20 protein-coding genes are annotated in these 24,037 nt (G+C 37.5%); 10 read left to right on the top strand and 10 right to left on the bottom strand.

Going from position 1 to position 24,037, the window contains the following annotated elements; all coding sequences use genetic code 11:
- The first annotated feature begins 81 nt into the window (after positions 1 to 81).
- Positions 82 to 2,697 (top strand): aminopeptidase N, encoded by a 2,616-nt coding sequence (pepN, locus tag ACMAWV_RS15395; protein ID WP_412470061.1) that lies wholly within the window; start codon positions 82 to 84, stop codon positions 2,695 to 2,697.
- Positions 2,698 to 2,716: 19 nt separating this feature from the next.
- Positions 2,717 to 3,502: a nitroreductase family protein gene (locus tag ACMAWV_RS15400; RefSeq protein ID WP_412470060.1), complete on the top strand. Its 786-nt coding sequence runs from the start codon at positions 2,717 to 2,719 to the stop codon at positions 3,500 to 3,502.
- A 3-nt stretch (positions 3,503 to 3,505) separates the two neighbouring features.
- Here ACMAWV_RS15400 and ACMAWV_RS15405 read toward each other — a convergent pair whose 3' ends face one another.
- Entirely contained in the window at positions 3,506 to 3,691 is a 186-nt protein-coding gene (locus ACMAWV_RS15405; RefSeq protein WP_412470059.1) for a hypothetical protein, read from the bottom strand.
- 185 nt (positions 3,692 to 3,876) lie between these two features.
- Between ACMAWV_RS15405 and ACMAWV_RS15410 the strand changes: the two genes are divergently transcribed.
- Complete coding sequence (locus tag ACMAWV_RS15410) at positions 3,877 to 4,389, top strand: hypothetical protein (protein WP_103219049.1); 513 nt, start codon at positions 3,877 to 3,879, stop codon at positions 4,387 to 4,389.
- Here ACMAWV_RS15410 and ACMAWV_RS15415 read toward each other — a convergent pair.
- The 3 genes from ACMAWV_RS15415 to fbaA form a co-directional block, all read right to left on the bottom strand.
- Positions 4,376 to 5,146 carry a sulfite exporter TauE/SafE family protein gene (locus ACMAWV_RS15415; RefSeq protein ID WP_103219048.1) on the bottom strand — a complete coding sequence of 257 codons (771 nt, stop codon included), beginning with the start codon at positions 5,144 to 5,146 and terminating at the stop codon, positions 4,376 to 4,378. The genes ACMAWV_RS15410 and ACMAWV_RS15415 overlap by 14 nt on opposite strands.
- A 49-nt stretch (positions 5,147 to 5,195) precedes the next feature.
- Positions 5,196 to 6,128 (bottom strand): TIGR01777 family oxidoreductase, encoded by a 933-nt coding sequence (locus ACMAWV_RS15420; RefSeq protein WP_103219047.1) that lies wholly within the window; start codon positions 6,126 to 6,128, stop codon positions 5,196 to 5,198.
- A gap of 94 nt (positions 6,129 to 6,222) precedes the next feature.
- The gene (gene fbaA / locus ACMAWV_RS15425; RefSeq protein WP_103219046.1) at positions 6,223 to 7,248 is read right to left on the bottom strand and encodes a class II fructose-bisphosphate aldolase; all 1,026 of its coding nucleotides are present in this window, start codon (positions 7,246 to 7,248) and stop codon (positions 6,223 to 6,225) included.
- A gap of 58 nt (positions 7,249 to 7,306) precedes the next feature.
- On the opposite strand from fbaA, the gene adeD reads away from it, so the two are divergent.
- From adeD to ACMAWV_RS15445, 4 genes are all read left to right on the top strand, one after another.
- Complete coding sequence (adeD, locus tag ACMAWV_RS15430; protein ID WP_412470058.1) at positions 7,307 to 9,070, top strand: adenine deaminase; 1,764 nt, start codon at positions 7,307 to 7,309, stop codon at positions 9,068 to 9,070.
- Entirely contained in the window at positions 9,057 to 9,563 is a 507-nt protein-coding gene (locus tag ACMAWV_RS15435; RefSeq protein ID WP_412470057.1) for a hypothetical protein, read from the top strand. Before adeD ends, ACMAWV_RS15435 begins: the two co-directional genes overlap by 14 nt.
- A 97-nt stretch (positions 9,564 to 9,660) precedes the next feature.
- Positions 9,661 to 11,712 (top strand): alpha-ketoacid dehydrogenase subunit alpha/beta, encoded by a 2,052-nt coding sequence (locus ACMAWV_RS15440; protein WP_392992317.1) that lies wholly within the window; start codon positions 9,661 to 9,663, stop codon positions 11,710 to 11,712.
- A 180-nt stretch (positions 11,713 to 11,892) separates the two neighbouring features.
- Positions 11,893 to 15,054, top strand: coding sequence for a coiled-coil domain-containing protein (locus ACMAWV_RS15445; protein WP_412470056.1), 3,162 nt, complete (start codon positions 11,893 to 11,895; stop codon positions 15,052 to 15,054).
- A 28-nt stretch (positions 15,055 to 15,082) separates the two neighbouring features.
- On the opposite strand, the gene ACMAWV_RS15450 is transcribed toward ACMAWV_RS15445, so the two are convergent.
- The 4 genes from ACMAWV_RS15450 to ACMAWV_RS15465 all read right to left on the bottom strand — a co-directional run bounded on the left by ACMAWV_RS15450 (position 15,083) and on the right by ACMAWV_RS15465 (position 20,970).
- Positions 15,083 to 17,356 carry a CHASE2 domain-containing protein gene (locus tag ACMAWV_RS15450; RefSeq protein ID WP_412470055.1) on the bottom strand — a complete coding sequence of 758 codons (2,274 nt, stop codon included), beginning with the start codon at positions 17,354 to 17,356 and terminating at the stop codon, positions 15,083 to 15,085.
- 22 nt (positions 17,357 to 17,378) lie between these two features.
- Positions 17,379 to 18,959: a hypothetical protein gene (locus ACMAWV_RS15455; protein ID WP_412470054.1), complete on the bottom strand. Its 1,581-nt coding sequence runs from the start codon at positions 18,957 to 18,959 to the stop codon at positions 17,379 to 17,381.
- 135 nt (positions 18,960 to 19,094) lie between these two features.
- Positions 19,095 to 20,438 (bottom strand): FecR domain-containing protein, encoded by a 1,344-nt coding sequence (locus ACMAWV_RS15460; RefSeq protein ID WP_412470053.1) that lies wholly within the window; start codon positions 20,436 to 20,438, stop codon positions 19,095 to 19,097.
- Positions 20,439 to 20,610: 172 nt separating this feature from the next.
- Entirely contained in the window at positions 20,611 to 20,970 is a 360-nt protein-coding gene (locus tag ACMAWV_RS15465) for an ArsC/Spx/MgsR family protein (RefSeq protein ID WP_103219038.1), read from the bottom strand.
- Between the two features lie 82 nt (positions 20,971 to 21,052).
- Here ACMAWV_RS15465 and hemF point away from each other — a divergent pair, with 82 nt between their 5' ends.
- Complete coding sequence (gene hemF / locus ACMAWV_RS15470) at positions 21,053 to 21,952, top strand: oxygen-dependent coproporphyrinogen oxidase (RefSeq protein ID WP_103219037.1); 900 nt, start codon at positions 21,053 to 21,055, stop codon at positions 21,950 to 21,952.
- 3 nt (positions 21,953 to 21,955) lie between these two features.
- Here the strand turns inward: hemF and ACMAWV_RS15475 are convergent, their stop codons facing one another.
- Entirely contained in the window at positions 21,956 to 22,105 is a 150-nt protein-coding gene (locus ACMAWV_RS15475) for a hypothetical protein (RefSeq protein WP_158246941.1), read from the bottom strand.
- A 197-nt stretch (positions 22,106 to 22,302) separates the two neighbouring features.
- Between ACMAWV_RS15475 and ACMAWV_RS15480 the strand changes: the two genes are divergently transcribed.
- On the top strand, positions 22,303 to 22,536 hold the full coding sequence (locus ACMAWV_RS15480; protein WP_103219036.1) for a hypothetical protein: 234 nt from the start codon (positions 22,303 to 22,305) through the stop codon (positions 22,534 to 22,536).
- Positions 22,537 to 22,632: 96 nt separating this feature from the next.
- Positions 22,633 to 23,271, top strand: coding sequence for a PAQR family membrane homeostasis protein TrhA (gene trhA, locus ACMAWV_RS15485; RefSeq protein WP_103219035.1), 639 nt, complete (start codon positions 22,633 to 22,635; stop codon positions 23,269 to 23,271).
- A gap of 199 nt (positions 23,272 to 23,470) precedes the next feature.
- On the opposite strand, the gene ACMAWV_RS15490 is transcribed toward trhA, so the two are convergent.
- Positions 23,471 to 24,034 (bottom strand): NifU family protein, encoded by a 564-nt coding sequence (locus ACMAWV_RS15490; RefSeq protein WP_103219034.1) that lies wholly within the window; start codon positions 24,032 to 24,034, stop codon positions 23,471 to 23,473.
- Between the last annotated feature and the right edge of the window lie 3 nt (positions 24,035 to 24,037).

A 24,037-nucleotide genomic window follows, 5' to 3' on the forward strand; every position in this document is an offset into this window, starting at 1 on the left:
TAATCAAAGTTTTCATTCAGTTCAAATTGTGGCAAATTCTACAAATAAATACTCAAAATTATAGGAAATAACGAGGTATATATGAAAAGCGAAACTCCTGTGGTCAAGTATTTGGCGGATTATCAAGCGCCAACTCACAAAATCGAGACAGTTAATCTTGAATTCCATTTAGATGATACAAAAACTCAAGTATATTCAACGATGGAAATTGTCCCATTAAGCGGTCAGACTCTTGAACTTAATGGTGAAGAATTAATTCTAAAATCTGTAAAAGTTAACGGCGAAGAATTTAAAAACTACAACGAAGAAAAAGAGATCTTAACTCTTAGTGCACTTCCAACAGAAAAGTTCACTCTTGAGATTCACAATGAAATTAACCCAAAGGCCAACACTGCTCTTGATGGTTTATATAAATCAGGTGGAATGTTTTGTACGCAAAATGAGCCTGAAGGATTTAGAAGAATTACTTACTTTATCGATCGTCCAGATAATTTAAGCATTTTTACAACTAAGATCGTTGCAGACAAAGCAGCATACCCATTTCTACTATCTAACGGAAACCTAATTGAACAAGGCGATCTAGAAGGTGGGAAGCACTTTGCTGTGTGGAATGATCCTTTTGCAAAGCCTGCATACCTTTATGCTCTTGTCGCTGGAGATCTTGCTCTAATTGAAGATGCATTTACAACAAAGTCAGGCCGTGAAGTTAAGCTTCAGGTTTTTGTTGATAAAGGAAATGAAGATAAGTCTCACCATGCAATGGAATCACTTAAGAAGTCAATGAAGTGGGATGAAGATAGATTTAGACTTGAGTACGATCTTGATATCTATATGATTGTTGCCGTTGACTCATTCAATATGGGTGCAATGGAGAACAAAGGTTTAAATATCTTTAACTCTGCTTACGTTCTTGCTTCAAAAGAGACAGCAGAAGATCATAACTTCTTTGGTATTGAATCAGTAGTTGGACACGAGTACTTCCACAACTGGACAGGAAATCGTGTAACTTGTCGTGATTGGTTCCAGCTAACTCTTAAAGAAGGTCTTACTGTATTTAGAGACCAAGAGTTCTCTGCAGATCTAAACTCAAGATCAGTTTGTCGTATTAACGACGTTATTAATCTTAGAGCAGCTCAGTTCCCTGAAGATGCTGGCCCGCAGTCACACCCAATTCAGCCAAAGTCATACATTGAAATGAATAACTTCTATACCATGACTATTTATGAAAAAGGTTCAGAAGTCATTCGTATGTATCACACACTACTTGGAGAAGAAGGTTTCCAACGTGGTATGGATAAGTATTTTGAGCTATATGATGGGCAAGCGGTAACGACAGCAGATTTCACAAATGCAATGAGTGTCGCCAATGATAATTACGATTTCTCTCAATTTAGAAGATGGTATGATCAAGCGGGAACACCTGTTCTTGATGTAACGACTAGTTACGATGAAGCGGCAAATGAATTTACTCTAACTGTAAATCAATCAACGCCTGCAACTCCAGGGCAGCCAACAAAAGAGCCATTCCATATGCCATTTGTTATCGGACTTCTTGATAGCAAAGGTGTTGATATGAAGCTTGCTCTGAAAAATAGAGACGATCAAGCTGATCTTGGAAGAGGACTTCTTCATATTAAAAAAGATTCAGAAGTATTCGTATTTGAAAATATCACAGAAAGACCAGTAGCATCTCTAAATAGAAACTTCAGTGCACCTGTTGTTCTGCGATCGGATCTAACAGATGGAGACTTCATTTTCTTAATGGCAAATGATAATGACGATTTCAATCGTTATGAAGCGGGACAAGCACTTGCTCTTAAAAATATCCATGCACTTCTTAGTGATTCAAATTACCAAGTTGATGAGAATTTTATTCAAGCATGGGGGGCAATCCTTAAGGATCAAAATATTGATGAAGAGTTTAAGGCCGTATGTCTTGGGCTTCCATCAATGACTGATATTGCTTCAACAATTACTATCCCAGATTATCGCGCTATCGATGAAGCAAGAGAAAAGTTATATACGCTACTTGCGAGTACTTTTGAACAAGATCTAGTTGCTATTTACAATGATCTTAGTACGGAAAGAGAATTCAAGGTAGATGCTAAGGCAATGGGTGAGAGAAGGTTAAGAGGCTTTACTCTTAGTTGTCTTGCTAAAATTGATGGACACCAAGCTCTTGCTCGTAAGTGTTTTGAAACTGCGACAAATATGACTGATATGATGAACTCTCTAGCTGTTATCGTTCACGAAAAGCTTCCTGGTGCTGCTGAGTCTTTACAAGAGTTCTATACACGTTTTAAAGATCAAACACTTGTTATGCAAAAGTGGCTAAGTGTTCAGGCAAGTTCAAGTGATGACTCAACTTTTGATCGCGTACAAGAGTTAATGAAAGATGAAGTCTTTGATATGAATGTACCAAACTTAGTATCGTCACTAATTGGAACATTTGCTCGTAATAAAGTTCAATTCAATCACGAAAGTGGACGTGGACTTAAGTTCATTGCTGAAATGATTAGAAAGGTTGATGCAATTAACCCTCAATCAGGTTCTCGACTTGCTGGTGCATTTAATGATTACCGTAAGATGCCAGCTGATCTTAAAGAGATTGCACGTCTTGAGCTTGAAGCAATCGTTAATGACGAAAAGACTTCGAAGAATGTTTTTGAAAAACTATCTAAAACTTTAAATTCATAGTTAACGAAGGGAGACTGGCGTGAGTGATAATATTTTTACTGAAGAACTTGAATTAAATTATACGGAAGTTGCTCCGGAAATTGATTTTAAAGAATTCGAAAAAGTTGTCTCTTCACGCCGCTCTGTTCGTGTCTTTGGTGATGAAGAAGTTCCGGATGAGGTTGTTCAAAAGGCAATTGAGCACGGTCTGCTTGCACCAAATTCATCTAATCTTCAACCTTGGGAGTTTCACTGGGTTAAATCTGAAGATAAGAGATCAGAACTTGCAAAACTTTGTTTTGGTCAAAATGGTGCCAAAACAGCAAAGCATCTAATTGTCTGTGTGGCAAAGACTGGCACTTGGAAGAAGAATTGTGAGCGCATGCTTGCTTCTCTTGAAGCCGCCTCAAAGAAAGATGGCATTGAAGTTCCTAAGGCCGTAAAAGCGTACTATTCAAAGATCGCCCCAATGGCCTATGGTTATATGGGACCTTTTGGTATTTTTTCACCTCTTAAATGGGCTTTCTATAATACAATTGGCCTATTCCAAGTGATCTTTCGTGAGCCAATGTTTCCATCTGAGCTTAGAACTTGGGCGCATAAGACAACGGCACTTGCCTGTGAAAATATCATGCTATCAATTCGCGCTCAAGGTTATGACACGCTTCCAATGGAAGGCTTTGATGCTAAACGCGTAAAGAAGCTATTAGGTCTTGGATGCAAGGATCATGTCACAATGGTACTTGGAGTAGGAAAGCGTTCTAGTAAAGGCGTTTACGGCCCACAGTTTAGATTTCCAAAAGAAGATTTCATCATTAAGCATTAAGCACTATGCGATCATGTAGCGTGGAATGAATGGATAATAAAGAAGGCCTCTTCTTGTATTCAGTCGAATACGAGAAATAAAGTTGGCCTGTTTGCTTTTGTTCTTAATTGAATTTCCCCCTTGTCCTCTCAATTCATTATTAGGATTCGTCAATAATAGGCAAAGAGTAAGAATTGAAAAATATTTCATATACACATCCTTAGTACATTCTCATTCTATCTGTCCCTAAGTTGAACGAAGTCAGCGCCTTGTAAAGTTCTTGTGATTTGTTACATCTTTAAATTTTTTTATTGATGTAAGTTTTGCTTATTTGCTCATAATTTAATTGTCACCTAAAATGGTAGCTAAGTTATAAAAATGAAAAGGATTTTCACATGAAATACTTATTAAGCTTACTTGTTACAGTAAACCTATTTGCAATCACTCCTCAAGAGCTATACGGATGTTTTGAAACAATTGAACATAATCAGCAGTCTGTTCCACATGGACCTGATTATGAGAGAAATCTTACCACTTATGAAGATTATAGCTTTTCTCGAACTTATAAAAATGTTGAGACTAATCGTATTGAGCCAATCAATGTTTTCAATTTCTTTACTGGTGTAAGAGATGATGTGTATTACTCGTATTCACCAATTATTCTCTTCCAAGACCTAGGTGAATATTCTTGGAGTGAGAATTCGCTAAGCTATGAGGTTGATGAGGATATTTATATGTATCGTTCGCAAAAAGAGATGTATGAGAAAGTTGATCACCGCCTAAAGCTTTCAATTAATAAAGTTGGAGCTTTCTTTGAGGGAAGTGTTGAACTAAGATCTCAAGCTCGCAATATCGATCGCGCTTTCACATTTAAACTTAGAAAAGTTTCTTGTCCTACATCGTACTAATATCGTAAATAGACTTAAATAAAAGGCCCACAAGAACAACATTAAATGCTGTTGTGACTGTGGCCTTATTGCCATTAATAACTTGGCTTGAGCCGAGGTAATTCCCAAGAAGTCCTGCCGGCAGGGCGATTGCAACAATCTTCCACATAATAGCACCCTTGATTAAGAACGTAATAAAGGCCGCAATATTACTTACGTAGTTCATAAATGCCGCATGAGGTGAGGCATCAAGTATGTCGAAATGAAGAAAGAACATCATTGAGATGATAAGAAATGTTCCGGTTCCTGGGCCGAAGAAGCCATCATAACCACCAATGACTAGTCCAATAAGAACTGAGCGAAAAAGAACCTGCATCTTTTCAAGTGGAGAGTGATCCATTAATTCTCTTTTCTTCTTTAGATGGTTCATAAAGAAGATGATTGGAATGATTAAGATTAAAATATAGACCATGTGCTTTGACTCAAGGATAGTGCTAAGTTGGGCACCAATTAAAGAAGCACTAAAAGTTGCAATTGTTGGAGGTAGAATAAATTTAAAGTCAATCTTGCCACGCTTCACATAGCGAATGATTGAAAGTGATTTTGAAATACATGAAACACATTTATTTGTACCAAGCAGAAGGTGAGCAGGGACACCTGTTGCAATATAAGTAGGGATTGTTATTAGGCCACCACCTCCGGCCATGGAGTCGATAAATCCTGCGAAAGTAATGAGAGTAAAAATAATGAGAGCTTGAACTAATGTGAAATCTTCCATTCGGAGATTATCTCTCTTTTTGAAATAGAAAGATAGTAGAGGATGAAAATTATTCGCTATGATTCTTTAGGGTATCTCTTAGAGCAGCCTCAAGAAAATTAAATGAGTACTCAAAGCCACAGGCCTTATTCTCCTCACATGAAACTTTTTGACTTGCGAGCATAATCTGAGACATTTCACCAAAAATTGTTTTAGCTGCAAATTCTGGCAGCGGAATAAAAGTAGGACGGTGAAGAACTCTTCCCAGTGTTTGTGTGAAATCAATATTTTCAATTGGGTTAGGTGCTACTCCGTTTATGACTTGTTTTTCGGTGTCATGTTCGATTAAGAAGCAGTAAAGGTCACAAAGGTCTCTAATGTGAATCCAGCTCATGTACTGATGACCGTCGCCAATGCGTCCTGCAAGACCTAAGTTAAATGCGGGGAGCATTTTTGCAAGTGCACCTCCTTCACTTGAAAGAACAATTCCAACTCTGATAATTTTGACATCAATATCTAGGTTTTGAATTCTTAGTGCGCTGGACTCCCAGTGCTGACAGACTTCGGCTAAAAAATCACCGCTGATACTGCTGTCACTTGTGAGCTCTTCATCGGAGCGGTCGCCGTAAATACCAATTGCCGAAGTACTAACAAATTTTTTCGGCAGAGGGAGTCCTCTTGTTCCAAGCTGTTTTAATTTGTCGTGAAGTAAGTTTGTCGCGTTGATACGTGAGTTATAGATCTTGTCTTTCTTTTCTTCGCTCCAACGGGAGTCTGCGATATTTTCACCAGCAAGGTTAATGACGGCATCTACTCCCATAAGGGCCGCCATATCCATTTCGCCTTTTTCCACATCCCACTTGTAATACTTTACTTGCTCATTGCTTTGTTTATTTGAAATATCGCGTGTGAGTATGCGCACTTCCTCGTGGCCGTGTTCAAGCAAAGATTGTGTTAAATTTGTGCCAATAAAACCTGAACCACCACTAATTAATACTTTCATATTTTTAGTATATGGATGAATTGTGAAGAATTTATTAATGAAGTATGAGTGGGTACCACGAGTTTCGTAATACCCACTCTTTAGAATTTTTTAATTAAAGGTTGATCGACTTTCCATCTGACTTTAAGTCACGACAAGCTTGTGCAATACGTTCAGTCATTGCGTTTTCAGCTTTTTTCATCCAAGTTCTAGGATCGTATTGTTTCTTGTTTCCAACTTCACCTTCGATCTTTAGCATCTCATCGTAGTGCTTGAACATGTGATCAACTACTGGACGAGAGTATGCATATTGAGTGTCAGTGTCGATATTCATTTTTACAACACCATAGTTTAGTGTTTCGTGAATTTCAGATAGCTCACTTCCTGAACCACCGTGGAAAACTAGCCAGTTTTCTGCATCTGCTCCAAGCTCAGCCGTAACAGCAGCTTGTCCGTCTTTTAAAACTTGTGGACGAAGCTTTACGTTACCTGGCTTATAGACGCCGTGAACGTTACCAAAAGTGGCCGCATACATAAACTTACCAAGAGGGCGAAGTGCTTTTGTTACTTCAACCATCTCCTCTGGTGTTGTGTATAATTTATCTGCTGGTGCATCTTCATTATTAACACCATCTTCTTCACCACCAACAACACCTGTTTCAATTTCAAGAATAATTTCACTCTTAGCACATCTCTCTAAAAGCTTCTTACTCATTTCAATATTTTCAGCAGTAGGTAGAACTGAACCATCAAACATATGTGAGTGGAAAAGGTTTGGTTGACCTTGAGCTCTTCTTTTTTCTGTTTCTTCAATAAGAGGAATTAAAAAGCTATCAACTTTTTCTGGGTGACAGTGGTCAGTATGTAGAGCAATAAGTACATCGTACTTTGCAGCAACAAGGTGAACGTGTTGAGCTAGAGAGATTGCACCTAGGACTTCATCTTTCAGGGCCTGGCCTGAAGCAAATGAACCACCTCCAGTTGAAACTTGGATAATTCCATCTGATTTCATATCAGCGAAGGCCTTGATGGCAGCATTTGCTGTTGAAGTAGATGTTACGTTAATGGCCGGATATGCGTATCCGCCTTTTTTAGCGCTATCTAACATATCGCAGTATTGTTCATAAGTAGCTATTGGCATCCAGTGCTCCTTTTAGTTATAGTAGGATTAAGATTCCACAACATTATAGAGGTCAAAGATGTCACTTGCAAATAAGGAAACACAAAAATTATCACCACAAGAATTAAGAGAGGTTTTGAAGACTGCTCGCGGCGATGGTGAGATTGATTTACTTATTAAAAATGTAAAGATTTTAGATCTTGTTAATGGGGAAGTGGTTGAGAGCTCAATTGCCATCTCTGGAAAAACTATTGCAGGAATTGGTAAGGAATACGATGAGCAGCCTGCTAAGCGTATTTATGACGCTGGTGGAGCGACAGCGGTTCCTGGCTTTATTGACGGCCACCTTCATGTTGAATCTTCAATGATGCACCCATTTGAATTTGAAAGGCTAACTCTTCCTCTTGGAACAACTACTGCCATTTGTGATCCACATGAGATTACTAATGTTATGGGTGATCGTGGTTTTTCTTGGTTTCTAAGATGTAGTGAACTGATGGATCAAAACCTCTTTGTTCAGGTGAGTTCGTGTATTCCTGCTCTTCCTGGCTTTGAAACAAACGGTGGTCAATTTGATATCATTGATATGAAAAAATATAAGGAGCATCCTCGTGTTCTTGGCCTTGCTGAAATGATGAATTTTCCAGGTGTCATCAATGGTGTGGAAGGTGTACTTGAAAAAGTTGAAGAGTTTGCAGAGCTTAATCTTGACGGGCACTCGCCAATGCTTCGTGGAAAACAGCTTAATGCTTATATCGCAGCAGGAATTCAAAATTGTCACGAGACAATCTTTGCAGATGAAGCAAAAGAAAAACTTCAAAAAGGTATGGGACTTATTATTCGTGAGGGATCTGTTGCCAAGAACTTAAAAACTCTGGCCCCAGTTGTTAACGAGTTTAACTCTTGTCAGTGTCTACTATGTACTGATGATAGAAACCCATATGAAATTTTTAATGAAGGTCATATTAACTATATGATCAAGAAAATGATTAATGAGCTTGGAACACCTGCACACATTGCTTATAGGCTATCAAGCTTCTCGGCCGCCAAACACTTTGGTTTAAAGAAACTAGGTCTGATTGCTCCTGGTAAACAAGCTGATATCGTTCTTGTTGGAAAACTTGAAGACGTTGATGTGAAGGAAGTATTTAAAAAAGGTAAGCTTGTAAGTGAGCTTGATTTACCTGCAAAGGTTAATGAGAAATTAGAAAAGTCTCAGCCGCCAAAAGAAAATACGATTAAGAGAAATTTCTTAGCACCTACTGATTTTAATTATGACCTGACACCAGGAACATATAACGTGATGGAAATTGTAAAAGATGAAATCATCACAAATCACTTAAAAGTAAAATTTGATGGTGAAGAATTTGAGCAAGATGATATTTCATTTATAACAGTTATTGAAAGATACGGACAAAATCGCAAGCCTAGTTTGGGCCTTGTTAAAGGTATGGGGCTAACTCGTGGAGCGATTGCTTCAAGTGTTGCTCACGACTCTCACAATATTGTCGTTATTGGAAAGACGCCTCAAGATATTGCAACAGCTGCTAATGAAGTTATTGAGAATGCTGGTGGCTTCTGTGTTGTGGATAAGGGGAGAGTCACTGCATCTCTTGCGCTTCCAATTGCAGGTCTTCTTAGTTTAGAGTCTGCTGAAACAATCAATGAGGGGATCATAAGACTTAAGGCCGCATGTAAAGAAATTGAAGTTGCGGTAAGTGAGCCTTTTATTCAAATGGCCTTCTTAGCTCTGCCTGTTATTCCAACTCTTAAAATAACAGACATGGGATTAGTTGATGTGACAAAATTTGAATTCATTGATTTAAAATGTGAAGAAGCTTAGTCAGTTAATTGAAGCAATTCCTGGGTGGCTATTTCTTACAATCACTGTGGGGGTGATTGCCTTATTTCTTGATCCAATCATGGGGCTTTTACAAAAGAGGGTTACTCAAGTTGAACAAGATAAACTAAGAGGTGATGCTCATACGGTATGTTTCCGTGACGATTTTTCTCAAAGTCGTCAACTTCAGGCCTGTCTCGATGGTAGAGAACTGGCAAAGTTAGACAATAAAAAGCAGCTAGAGTTGAAATATATTGAACGACTTTGTGAGATTAATGATGCGTCATCTTGCTATGAGTTAAGCCAGATCAAGAAAAAATTATTGCCTAAAGATGATTACAAAAGCCTTTTAAATAAGGCCTGCCGGCAAGGTCGCGGTGGTAGTATGCTGGCCTGTGGAAAGCTTGGAGAATTGATAGAATCTGATTCTCCAGCACTTTCAAAAAAATACCAAGAATACGCTTGCGCGAGTGGTCATAAAAAGTATTGTCTTTAGTTACGACAGCGCCACTATTTCTTTCCAATTCCGTTAAATTATGGTTAAATTCCGTTTCACTTAAGATTTATAACTAGATGAAAATACGAGGTTGATAATGGCAACTGTTCTTAAGCCTAAGAAAAAGTACACTTGGAAAAACACAGATAAAGCAACACTTAAGCAGTGGTATGAGCTACTAAGTCTTGGACGTATGTTAGATGATCGTGCGCCAAACTATCTTAAGCAAGCGATTGGTTGGTCTTACCACGCTCCATATGCAGGACACGATGGAATCCAACTAGCAATTGGTCAAACTTTCGAATTAGGAAAAGACCACTTATTCCCATACTACCGTGACATGCTAACTGCATTCTCGGCAGGTTTAACTGCAGAAGAAATTCTTTTAAATGGTATTTCAAAAGCCACTGACCTTGCTTCTGGTGGACGTCACATGTCTAACCATTTTGCAAAGCCAGAGTGGAATATTCATAACGTATCTTCTTGTACAGGTAACCACACGCTACACGCTGTAGGTACTGCAAGAGCATTCAACCGTTATAAGCATGATGGTGTTGTTTACTCTTCACAAGGTGAGTCTTCAGTTTCTGAAGGTTACTGTTATGAAGCGATCAACGGTGCATCTCGCGAGAAGCTTCCAGTTGTATTTGTATTCCAAGATAATGGATACGGTATTTCTGTTCCAAAATGTGATCAAACAGCAAACGAGTACGTTGCTGATAACTTTACAGGTTTCCTAAACCTTCACATCATTCACTGTGATGGAAAAGATATCTTTGATTCAATGAACGCGATGGCAACTGCAAGAGAAATTGCAGCAACTCAACAAGAGCCTGTAATTGTTCACGCTCGTTGTGTACGTATTCACTCTCACTCTAACTCTGATAAGCACGAGCTTTATCGTTCAGAAGAAGAAAGAGCAGAAGCGGCAGCTCAAGATCCATTAGTAGCATTTAGAAAAGAACTTGTTGCTAACAAGATCTTCACTGAAGCAGAGCTAGATGAAATCGATGCAGCTGCAAAAGTTGAGCTACTTGAAGCTCACAAGAAAGCAATGAAAGCTCCAAACCCAACTCCTGAGTCAATCTATGACTTCGTACTTCCAGAGCCACACGTTCCAACGAAGTATGTTGACGGTACTCACAATGAGTCTGGTGAAGAGGTGAAGTTCATCGATGCAATCAATGGTCAACTTAAGAAAGAATTTAGACATAACCCAGATACTTTCATTTGGGGACAAGATATGGCCAACAAAGATAAAGGTGGTATCTTTAACGTTTCAAAAGGTATGCAACAAGAATTTGGTAAGGACAGAGTATTTAACGGTCCAATCGCTGAAGACTATATCTTAGGAACTGCAAATGGTTTCTCACGTTTCAACAAAGACATCAGAGTTGTTGTTGAAGGTGCTGAATTCGCTGACTACTTCTGGCCAGCAATGGAGCAATACGTAGAGTGTTCTCACGATTACTGGAGATCAAACGGAGCATTTGCACCTAATATCCTAATCAGACTTGCTTCTGGTGGATATATCGGTGGTGGACTTTACCACTCTCAAAACCTTGAAGGTAACTTAGCAGGTATTCCTGGTGTACGTATTGTATGCCCAGCTTTCGCTGACGATGCTGCTGGTCTTCTAAGAACTGCAATGAGAAGTGAAGGGCCAACTCTATACCTAGAGCCAAAGTCTCTATATAACGCAAAACAAGCAATGACTGTTGTACCAGAAGACTTTGAAGTTCCATTTGGTAAGTGTCGTGTAAGACGTGAAGGAACTGATCTTTCAATTATTACTTACGGAAACACAGTACACCACTCACTTGAAGCAGCAGAGAAACTTGCAGCTCAAGGTTATAGCGTAGAAGTTGTTGACCTTAGATCAATTGCTCCTCTAGATGAAGAAGGTGTTCTTGCTTCAATCAAGAAAACAAATAGAGCACTAGTTGTTCACGAAGATAAGGTATTTGGTGGATTTGGTGGTGAAGTTGCTGCCATGATCAACGACAAAGGGTTTGAGCTTCTAGATGCTCCAGTTCAACGTGTTGGTTCGACTTTCACTCCAGTTGGTTTCAACAGAATCCTTGAAAAAGCAGTTCTTCCAAACACAGACCGTGTTGTAGAAGCTGCTCTTAAAGTATTAAACTACTAAAATTCTATATACTTTTCGAAATATAAAAGCCGGATTAAAGTCCGGCTTTTTATATAACCACTTAAAATCACGTTGTTTTATTTCACTTTATAAATGTAAATTTTTTAGTTGGGTAGAATTTGTTGGATGTACATCTCTTGGTGTTGTACATTTTCACAAATTAATTATTAAGGAGCATACGTGAGACCGGTTTTTATCGTGGTTATACTACTATTCATTTCTTGTGGTGATAAAAATATTCAGCATATCACTAATAATATCGAAAACAGCGAAATTGGCGATGTTACTTCAGATCCTACTTCTTCCACTTCTCGTGGAGATGTACAGCTACAACCAATGATTCATGCGATTAATGCGGCTCCATTTATTAACAAAAGATTTGATGATCGAAATATCACTGATGAACGGTATTCAGATTTTTCTTATCAAAGAATAACTAGTGAAAATGAGCTAAACCACACTCAATTTAAGGAAGGTTTAAAATTTGCTCGCTTAAGCGGCATTAAATTAATTATCGATGATGGAAATAAGTTTGATGATTATTTAAGTAATCAATACGATTTGAAAGAGTTGATTATTGATGCAAAAGAAATTGTAATTAATTCTAAAATTTGGCTACCTTCGACTAATATTACAATCAATGCTGAGAAACTCATTATTGGTCCTACTGGACAAATTTCAACAACACCATCATTCATTTCTGATGGAGCTAAAGTCTATACAGATGGCAAGGCCGGAGCTAATGCCGGTAATATTCATCTAAATATTGCAAAGTTAGAGATTCAAGGACCAAAAAGAGCTGTCTTCAATCTTGTTGGGGGAAAAGGACAAGATGCTGGATTAGGTAAGGATGGTGATGATGGAGAAGATCATTCTAATATTGATCAAGGAGGAGGAGTTCTTTACAAGGAAATATATAAGTATGTTGTAATTGGGCCTAGGCCAGGTCAAAGAGGTGGACCTTCAACACTTGTAAAGAGTAATGGTTACTTTAAACTAGAAAAAGAGATAGGGCATAAAGTATGGCCTTCAGATGGTGAAGATGCAATTCCTGGTGGAAGTGCTGGTGTCGGTGGAAACGGTGGAAATTTTATAAGTACAGTATCGCTTGCTAAAGAATTAATTATAAATAATGGTGGAGCAACAGGTAAGGATGCTCCAGACTATATTGGTGGTTCTGCTGGAAAGCCAAACCCTGCTTATCATATTTGGTGGCATAATGATAAGGTTAACAAAACGACTAAGAAAGAGTTTATAGATGGTCAACCTGTTAAGTCACCTAAGGCAACAATTCATTTTGGAAATATCGGAAATGTTGAATTTATCGAAGATAGCATTAATAAATATGGTTGGATTACAAATAGTTATTTAGAAAGAGCAATCAAGTATGGAAAAGATCTGTACTTAGGTAACTATTTTGATGAAGCATATGAATATTTTTCTGGACTTGCTATATACTGCCAAGAGATCGACGAAGACGATGTTGAGCGTACGAATCTATGTTTATCAATATTTACAAATCTACAAAAACTTAAAATTGGTCATAACTACTTTAATAAACAAATCAATACGGTACCAATTATTGGTCTTGAGGTTTCAACTGAAGTTTATAAACAGGAATTATTAAACTCTCTAGAAATCATTTACTATGCGACACTTGATAAGAATAAAAAAGTTAGCACTGAAGAAAGATTAAAACTTTTAAGTCAACTTCAAGATAGTATTTATAACGACTTGGAAAGTAGTAATAACCTTATTCCTGATCTTGTAAAACAAATACCTGCTTTGAATAAAGAGGTTTCACAGTTACGTGGATATGAAGAAACCTTTAAGAAGGAGATCGATCGTCTCCAAAATATGATCGAAGAGCGAGCGAGAAGAAATGTCGATGATAGAAGAAGTAAAATCAAATTTCTAAAGGCGGTTAAATCTGTTGCTGCTGTTGCTTCGGTTATTCCGATTGGGCAACCAGCTCTCGGTATTGCAACAGGTGCACTTGCTACATTTATTGATAAAGGAGTTAACGCAACATCAATTACAGAGTCTTTAAAAAATTCTTATAGTCTTTATAAATCTGTAAAAGAAGTAAATGAAGACATGGTTAAATCAAAGAATAACTGGAATGAGGGTTTTAAAAAGATTAAGTATAGTACACTTAAAGCTGAGTTAGATAAGGCTTCTAAAGTAGAAGGAAAAAGAGAAGAGCGTAAAAAAGTTCTAGCAAAATATCTTAAAGATGTTACTGATTTCGCTAAACCTATTGTCAAACAAACGATGGAAGAGATTGAAGATTATAAGAAAATTACTTTCCCGAAGGATGAAGTAGAGAAGGAGATTCAAAAGATTCAAAAAACTGACCCTATGTTTAATGAGGTTACTCGAATTGTAAGAGAGCTTATTGAAAAAAGAAAACTTGTTTCTGAAAAAGTTAGATTCATCAACTCTCAGATTTCAGATATCATTATTGGAATTAATGAAGGTTTTAATAAAATTTCGAAAATTTCAGATGAAAAGTATTTGTTACTAAATGAAAGTAAATATATTTTAAGCCAAGATTTCAAGAATATTATAGAGGATGCAAAATATAGACTCCTTTCTTATAATTATGACCTTTATAATTCTTATCAATACCGATTAATGAGTGGTGAAAAGATAGGCTTTTACGATTCTCTAGATACAATTATAAAGAAAATGGAAGATGATATTAAGGAAAGTGAGGTTGGTAGTAAAGCTGACTTAGAAGACTACTTTAGAATGAATCAAAGAATATTATCGCAAGTTTTTCGTAAATCTGTTGATTCTCTAGCTCAAGATGAAATTATAAATAGTAGCTTTCCATATTATTTGAAGGAAAAAGAAATTGAAGCTTTAAATGATGGAAAGGATATTTATATTAATTTCTTTGAGATAAAATCACTTTTTGCTGGTAAAGAGAACTTAAAATTTAGAAACCTTAAAATCGAAACAGAATATACTAGTTATGATAACGGTCAAAAAGTTCCTACTTTTGATTTAGTTGTTGAACATGGTGCTGATCACATTATCGAAAAGAATGGTGTTCTATATAAGCTCGCACAAGAGAAAGAGTATAGCTGGGGAGTAACAGTTAACACTAAATCTGGAGAGCATTTTCCTAAGGAGCCTTCAAAGCTTAATTTTAAATTCCTTGAAGCACTTCTAGGTAAAAACCTTACAAATGACGAGGTTGTACCGTTTTATGCCCGACCTTCTGTTTTAGGAGAGTATCGTGTTAGATTCATAAATACCTCGATTCCTAAAACTGATACAAAGATAGAATCGGTGAAATTTACTATTGATTATGATTATATGAAAGCAAATTAAGAAAAAGCCTGCATTATGCAGGCTTTTTTTATTTGCTTGTTAATGTATAAACACCATCCCATTCCGGTGGAGGTGGGATAACCTTATAATCTTCACAGCGTTTAATATAAATCTCAGATGGATTTGTTTTTACACCTTTCAGATCAGGAAAGCGCATATATTCTAGCTCTAGAGTGTGTTTAAATAAATCAATGGCCTCATCCCATTTTTGCGCCTTATAAAGTAAGATAGCTTTTGAAAATTTATCAGCAAGCTCTTTTAAATAGTCTGGAGCAGTTGCTTTAAGTCCAAGTAGGTCATAACTTGTTACCGGAATTGATTTACCAACAACGCGAATCGTATCAAGCTCTCGCCATAGAAATTCATCTCCTGCAAGCTCAACCGTCTCTTTTGCAACTTGTGTGAAAATACCATATTGCTTTGCTGACTCTTCAAGACGGGCAGCAAGGTTTACAGAATCGCCCATCATTGTATAGTTCATACGAGAAGCAGAACCCATATTTCCTGTTACGATATCCCCTGAGTTAATTCCTATTCTCATTCTCATATCGTGAACAATCTTTGGCCACTTGTCTCCCTCTGAAACCCATTTTTTTCTTAGCTTTAGTAGTGCTTCTTGCATACGATGAGCAACCATACAGGCACGTTTAGCATGATCAGGAAGCTCCATTGGTGCACCGAAGAAAGCGATAATAGCATCTCCCTCATACTTATCAAGTGTGCCTTTTTCTTCGAGAAGTATATCGGTCATGGCCGTTAAGTATTCGTTTAAAAGCTCAACAAGCTGTGTTGCCGATAGCTTTTCTGAGAAGCTTGAGAAGCCTTGAATATCAGTGAAGTAGGCCGTACGAATTCCTGATGTACCACCAAGAGTTGGCGCTGAGCCTGCTTCATACATTTCATCAATAAGTTCAGGAGAGATATAACTTCCAAATGCATTCTTTAAGAACGCCTTGTCTTGGTTTGCCATATAGAAGTTAACAATTGTATTCCACGAATAGCATAAGACTAGGGCAAAGAAGCACCAAAATAGCTTTGTTTCATACCCTTGTGGAATAAAGTAGAAAGTATCAGAGTAGTAAAGACCTGAGATCAAGACCACGAGTGTAAATAGATCAAAGATAGGGTTTTCTTTAAATTGTACTAGGAGGAGTATTAGTACAGATATGACAAGTAGGGCCCAAGATAGTTTGGCCGAGTCGATAAATTTTTTAAAGAAGTGGCCATCTATTAGCATCTGGACGAAGTTCATGTGGAACAGAACTCCTGGTAGCATTGAGTCGATTGGCGTATTTCTTAAGTCGTGTGCACCGTATGCAGTTGCACCTACAAAGACAAGAGAGCCTTCAAATAATTTTTTTAGTTCAGGATCATTAGGGTCTTTTTCGATGATTTGATAAATTGGAATTCTAGTATATGCATCGGCCCCTCCGATCCAGCGTACTTTAGTTTCACCTCTAAGGTTTAACTCTACATCTCCCATTTTGGTTTTTAGAATCGGCACTCCACCTTGAGTACTGAGATCAAGTTCTGTTTTAAAAACATTCTTATTTTCACCTTCTTCGTTCTCATCAAATTCACCAATCCAATGCATATATGATGAAAGCCCATATGAAGGTACATGAATTTCTCTGTAAGGAAATGCAAGTGCTTTATAGTGTCTGATAACGCCATCATTATCTGCGCTGGCCTCAATGAAGCCTAGAGATGCTTCTGCATCGATGATTCCTTGTAGAGGGTATACGGAGTTTGAAATAATCGTTGGCTCCATATCATAATTTACTCCACCGGCCTTTGTGTTTAGGGCAAAAAGATATAGGTCTTCTGGTAAAGTAGGATAGTGGTCAGTCCCATATACTTCGAGGTTATAAGGCATAATGACTCGATTATTTGGAATTTCATGAAAGTATTCAATGGCCGAAATTAACTCATCATCTGGATTAACATCGTTGCATGTTTGAGATGCTTCTGAAAAGAAGACATCAAAGGCAATAACTTTTGCCCCGTAGCCGCGTAGTTTTCTTACCATTGTACCCCAATGAGAGCGAGTAATTGGCCAAGAACCGAGTCTTTTAATTGAATCATCATCAATATCGGCAAGAATTAGTTTTGGATTTGGTGTATTCTGATCCATCGTTTGCATCATTCTAAAATCGTAGAATCGATTTTCAAAAAATGATGCATATGAAGTGAGATTTCTAAAACCTATATCATATGTTCTAGAGTAAAGAGAGAAGAAGACACTGACGCACGAAAATAAAATGATAAAAAACAGTCCCGTGTATTTAATTATATTTTTCATAGCAATCCGTATTTCTTAATGCTTAGTAATAATAAGAGAAGTCAATACCCGTTTGATGGGCAGTATAGTTACTTGTGTCCTCATCCGAGCTATTATTTGTGTAGATATACTCGAAACCAAATGCAAAATTTCTGTTAATAACACGTGTAAGTTTTGCATTTAATGAAGTCGTCATCTCAAGCCCTCGACTTGCATCAGTTGCAGCATCTTCATAACTAATGAAGTTTGTCGAAAGTCCGGCATTGAAACTAGTATTTGGAAAAAGGCCTGGCACAATATAATCAACACGAAATAGGTGAGAAGTCGTATTCAAGTTTGGAGAGTTTGTGTAATCACTACTATCAAATTGATATAATAAGACAAAGATACCGTAGGTCTTTTTGATAATTTGATCAGCGGAAAGAATCATTGAGCTACGCTCTAGACTATCTACATAGTATGAATATGTTTGATACTTAAAAGTTAGAGTTGTATTACCCGTTTCGAAAAAAGGCATCTCACTACCAAGCTCTATTTGCTGAGAGCGATAGTTGAACTCTTTACTTTTTTGAGCATTAATATCTTTTGCTTGATAGTCATAAATGAGATTTGTAAAAAAACGAGCAGGCTTTTTATTGTAGCGATAAGCGAAATCAATATCAATTTCAGGAGTGATATTATAACTATCATTTGAATAAATTTCTGAATCAACGTGATCTGTATAGATTGTATTCTTAATCTCTAAAGAAGGTGTAATTGTATATCTTCTTTTAAAGTTAAAAGCCTTATCAATATTAAAACGAGTTTGAGAAATGAAAGAGTCTTTATTCGTGCCTGTTGAACTTGGAAGGTCATCTGATAGGGTTACATTATTATCATATGTAATTTTCTCTTCTACACTTAGGCTTAGTCTTTCACTTGGTAGAGGATCTCCGTTTACAAGCTTATCCTCTTCTAAGAAGAATTCTTTTTTTATTTCTTTTATACGATTATCAATATCATCAGCAGTGGAACTATTTGGGTCAAGATCGATGGCCTTGTAATAATCTGGCAGGATATACTTTTCGACTATTTCTCTGGTTCGACTTGTCTCTCTGGCGATTTCTAAATTCATATTTGCTATCTGAAAGTATGAAATCTGCTTCATCTCTTTAGAAGTTTTTTTGTCTTTTAAAAGTCGTCTAAAGTAGATTTTGGCATTCTTTGGTTCTTCTTTAAGCTGATAGATATAGGCGATATAGTAATTTGATTGTTCGACTTTATACTTGGCCTTCTCTGACTTTTTAAAGTTTTCAATGGCACTATCTAAATTGTTAATCGCAAAGTTGGCCTGTCCTAATTCATAGTAGAGCTCACTGGCCTTGTTTCCTTTTTTTAGCGCAGAATTAAATGCTTCAATCGCCTTGTTATATTCTTGAATACGAGAGTAAGAAATCCCCAGCAGGTAGTCACGTACACCAGGTGACTTCGCACTTTTAAAATTCTTATAATTTGGAGAGTTAAGTAACTCGATAACTTTCTCGTAATCTGAGTTTTCAAATGCACGGTAAACAGGAGTCATGCTCTGGGCAAGTCCCACTGATGTGATACTAGCTAAGGCCAGTGCGATAAAAATTTTTTTCAAAGTCAGTCCTTTAACTTTTTATTAAAATCTAGGTATTTATAAATAATTTTACTGATAAATAGGACAATTGAATAGAGGGAATTTGGCCACAGAGCTAATTAGCTGTGGCCATATCTGAATTTAGAACTCGGTTATTTATTGGCGATCAAGGATGACTTTAACACGTGCTCGATTTGTTGAAGTCGTATTTGTTTGATCAAGCATTTGGTCGCGATCATCCATTGTCGTTTCCATAATATCTGGGCCACCATCAAGTGGCTTTGTATCGTCTGAAGGAATAGGAGCGCCTATTGGATCGTCAAATTCATCAACTTCGTCTTGATCGAAGATATTGATTGGTCCAGTCGGTACGAGCTCTGGCGCAGTCCCATCAGAAGCAGGTATGCGGTTAACAGTGATTACTGGGTCTTTTGGAATCATATCTCCATTTTCATTTACCACATAGAAGTCATTCTTATACTCACCAGTGTCCTTATCGAAGCTTCCCATTTGAATAGGAACAATAACTTCATTAGTCATTGGGTCTACTGGAGCATTTTTTGGTGGTGGAATATAGAGAACATTATTCGTATCGACATAACCACCTTCGGTCATTGTTCCTTTTGTCTGCACTCTTGATGAAGCTATCGTTGTAGCAGCTTGTGCACTAGGTACTTTGATACTAGCGTCGGCCTTGGCCATTTGTCCCATGATCTCAGATCCACCTGCTCCACTAAACTTTGAGCTATCCATTCCTGGAGGAATGATATTTCGACTCATCTGTTTTTTCTCTGATTTCTTTTGATCGTCATTTGATGATGTTTTAGATCCATCATTTGCCTCAAGGGCCTTTAGCTGTTGTTTATTAATTTTTACCGGTGCCATTGGTTTTGAATCAACCTTTGGCATAACCCCAGAAAGCTGTCCTTGGCGAACCATAACTGAAGTAGGTGATGAAACAACCTTTTCAAGTCTGTCTTGTAGGAAGCGGCTCTTCTTAAAGTTAGTAAGTGAACCCATCGCAACGGCACCTTCAAATGTAATAAGTGTCGTATTATTATTGGTAGGGTTAAAGTTAACTTGGAAATCAGTACCACGTACACCCATGGCCGCAGTTTTAGTTTTAATGAAAAGCTTTGATTTCTTCTTGTCGATCTCTAGGTAATTCTTAGATACTTTTGAACGAAGTTGACCATTAATAAGATTTATAATTCCTGCTTTCTTTTTTGGGAATTGCTCCACTTCAACTTCAGAATTCGCACCGAGAGTAAGATTTGATTTGTCGATAAAGAGTAGCTTTACAAAGCTTCGGGCCTTGGTCGTAATCTTAGCACCCTCTGGTACCCAATCTCCCTTCGCTAGTGGCTTTTTAGTTTGGGAGTAAAAGACATTTCCTCTTACTTTCATAACTTTGGCGACACCCTTTTCTGAATTTGCATTCAAGACAGAAATATTCGCTAAAATTGCTACAGATAAAATTACAAGTCTTAGTACCTTCATAATGAGTCCCCACAAAATCAATCTCATTTATACTTATCGTAGATCAAACTAATTTCTTAAGCTGAAACTTGTGTAAATGGCTAAAAATAAAGGGAGTTTGGATTGGGCTAACTTTCTGATATGACAAGAACTTGTGGCAGAGTGAACTGCCACAATACGTAATTTAGAGTACTTAGATAATTGTATCGAAATTCTCTGTCGGTCTACCGATTACCGCTTTCTTGTTATCATTAACAAGGATTGGACGCTCAAGAAGCTTTGGGTTTTCGTGAACGATTTTGGCCCATTCAATATTCGATAACTCTTTACCTGCAAGACCTAGGTCCTTAAATAGCGCTTCTTTTGTACGAATTAGACCTTCTAGTGGAGCTAGACCTGTGTATTTCACTAAGTCGATAAACTCTTTTTCCTCAACCCCATCTTTCAGATATTCTTTAACCCTAAAGCCAACACCTTCTTGGATGCCTTTATGTTCTAAATATTCTAGACCTTGTCGACTCTTAGAGCATCTTGGATTGTGATAATAAAGCATTAATTCTACTCCTGATAATTATCATATCAGTTCTTTTCTGATATATTGGGTTTTTAAAAAATAACTAACTAGGATTTTAGCCATGTCTTACGATATTGAAAATATCAAATCAGAATTTGCCGAACATGTTAAAACTTTACAGAATCAGATTAGTGACGAACTTAAGAGAATCGATAGAAAAATTAACTTAAATGAAGATATTTGGGAGAGAAAAGACTACGCTGGAAATCCTGGCGGTGGTGGAATCACTCGCGCTTTTGAAGGAGAGATCTTTGAGAACGCTGGTGTAAATACATCTCTTGTTTCTGGTGAAGTTGATCCTAAATTTGCTGCTAATATTGGTGGTGATAATAATCAAATGTGGGCAACGGGAATTTCTCTCATCATTCACCCGACAAATCCAAAAGTTCCAACAACTCATGCAAATTTTCGTATGATTCAGGCCGGTTCAAAAATTTGGTTTGGTGGTGGAGCAGACCTAACTCCTTACTTTCCACACGAAGAAGACTTTGAGTACTTTCACAAGGTTTGGAAGGACGCCTGTGAACCATATGGATACTGGGATGATTGGAAGAATCGTTGTGATAAGTATTTTGTAAATAAGCACAGAGAAGACGAAATGCGTGGAGTCGGTGGATTCTTCTACGACCATTTCTTTTCAGGTGACCCTGTTAAAGACCTGGCCATGTTTAAAGAGATTTCTTCAAACTTTATCAAGTCTTACTTCCCACTTGTTGAGAAGAGAATGAATGAAGCCTTCGATGATGAAGATGTGGATTTCCAATTACATCGTCGTGGCCGCTACGTTGAGTTTAATCTTCTTCATGATAGAGGAACTCACTTTGGTCTTAAATCTAATGGCCGTACAGATTCAATTTTAATTTCACTACCAAAGAGAGTGAAGTTTACTTATCGTTACGAGCCAACAAAGCCAGAGCATAAGAAGATGATGGAGTATTACTATCCAAAGGACTGGGCCTAGCCTTTAGCTGGCCTGTGCCTTAATGAGGTCTTCTAAGATCTCATTGGCATCAATTTCAACTCCATGGGACTGGGCCACAGCTTGAATCTCTTCAAGTTTTTTCTCTAGTTTCGTGATTTCACAAAGTAGACGGTAGCAGTTGTTAATCATCATAAATTACCCCTTTGTTAGAGTTGTTAAATATAAGTTTGGCACATCAAACTATCGGTGTCTATAAGAAAATACTTAATGGTCATAGTTTTAATTGATTTGATCAATACAATTTATTTTAATTTTACACAGTTTAGGAATTTATGTAAGGTGCCTGAATCCTAATTCGGATGCATTGCAAGATTAGTAAGAGGTAGAAAATGTCTAAAAGACTACAAGAATTATTAGAAGAAATTAAAGAATACACGCCAAAGCAAATGAGAACGCTTAGAAATAATCTTAATAACAGATTGCAAAGTTTTAAAAATGATTTCAAAGAACCAAAAGAGCTACAAACTTCTCATAAATTATATGGCCTTGAAGAAGGCGAGTGTCGCGAGCTTCTTGGTGTTGTAAAAAAAGAATTAATCAAAATGAAATTTTCTGATTTATAGAACATGCTCTACAACAGCTGTTGTAACAATGTAATATAAATGTAAAAGCTTGGGCCTTGGCTTTAGTTGAACGCTTATCGAGGGTATGCTCCTTATATGCAAAAAGCCAAGCAAAAGCCCATTCTCAGAGGTTGGTCTCATCAGGCCATGTTCTTTATCTCCCTTGGAGCCTGTTCACTTCTCATAGCTAAAAGTGTAAATACCACTCAGTATATTTCGACTATCATCTATTCTCTAGGCCTTCTAATGATGCTTGGAGTGAGTGCCTTCTATCACCGAATTCATTGGGAGCCTAAAGCACGAGACCTTCTTGGCAGGCTAGATCATAGTGCTATTTACGTGATGATTGCAGGAACTTGTACGCCTATAACTCTTCTTGTTTTAAATGGAGAGTCCGGTTCGACTTTGCTTATTAGTATTTGGACTGTTGCTGCAATTGGTATCTTAAAATCAATCTTCTTTCCAAATTTACCTGAGAAGGTAAGTGCAATTATTTATCTGATACCTGGCTACATGGTTCTTCCATATTTATCTGAGCTTATCCCAAAATTAGGGATGACAAATATCTCGCTCTTAATTTCTGGTGGAGTTCTCTATACAATAGGTGCTATTTTTTACGGATTAAAGAAGCCTGGTAGGTATGCCAAGTGGTTTGGTTATCATGAATTATTTCATCTATTCGTTTGTGTGGCCGCGACGTTGCACTTTATGATTATCTATTCGATTGTTGGGTAGGTGATTTTTGAAATAGTTTGTGCCATTGGCGCCTGTGACGAACCGCTCGGGCGTTATGGTCACGATGACCTGTATGTCTGCGGGAGGCAGGAGCTGAAGCAGACTGAACCCTCGCTCTCGTATTTATTGGCAAGCTAAAGATTAGGGGCGCGCGCGCAGCGTCCCATTGACTGGCCTATGCCAGTCAATGACGCGGGCGCTACCAATCAGGGGCAATGTAAACATCAATCGCTGGATTATACTCTGCTCTTAGAGTTGACTTAATTGCCTCAAGAGTTCCAGTTGTCGATGATGGGCAAGTCCCACATGCACCTTGATAACGAACAAGTAGAATATTGTCTTCATAAGAAACAGTCTGAATATCTCCACCGTCAGCTTGTAGGTATTGTCTAACTGTACGATCAAGTACGGCCTCAATATCTTTTAGCTCTTGAGGTAGGTTTTCACGACGTTCTTTTTCAGGGTCAAATTCTTCATATTCTGGATTGTGATTTGGTAGATCGTGCTTGATTGTTTCAAGGATCTTTGGCTCAATATCATCCCAATCTTCATAATTGAATTTTGTCACTGTGATAACATTTTCAAAAAAGTGTAATTGGTCAATTCCACGAATTGTAAAAAGATTAACTCCTAGGTTAACCTCTCCACACTCCATTGGTGTTCTAAAAGTTGAAGAACCAGATGCTTTTACATTTTGATTTAAAATGAACTTAAGTGCATTTGGGTTTGGTGTTGGTTGAATGTCGATTGTTACTTCACTCATATA

Origin of the sequence: Halobacteriovorax sp. RT-1-1, from assembly GCF_047085455.1 — a bacterium.
Classification (GTDB): domain Bacteria; phylum Bdellovibrionota; class Bacteriovoracia; order Bacteriovoracales; family Bacteriovoracaceae; genus Halobacteriovorax_A.